Here is a 274-nt window from a genome sequence, read left to right as displayed (position 1 = left end):
AGACGGACGTCGAGATAACGTCGGAGGTTCGACGGCCGATCGAGGATGGGCACCGTCTCCTGGAAATGGCGCACCCAGCGGCCGACGCGGTAGAGCGCGCGCAGCGTGGCCGTCACGCTCCCGCTGGTTCTCACGACGCAGAGCTGCTTGAGCAGGCGCTGCAGCGGCAGCCCCGACGCTTCCTCGGTGACGATGGCGAATCGATCCGGAAGACAGGCGATCGGTTGCGGGACGCCGGCCGCGGGGACCGGCAGAGCACGGGCGCGAGTCAGGC

At 69.7% G+C, this 274-nt stretch carries 1 protein-coding gene; it reads right to left on the bottom strand.

What is annotated here, in order from left to right; all coding sequences use genetic code 11:
* Window positions 1-274 (bottom strand): hypothetical protein (locus ACX9YW_RS22990; RefSeq protein ID WP_460351040.1); only part of this gene is annotated, 274 nt, incomplete at both ends.

It is taken from the genome of Pseudoneobacillus rhizolycopersici (assembly GCF_054786815.1).
This window is presented reverse-complemented; position numbering and strand designations above follow the sequence as displayed.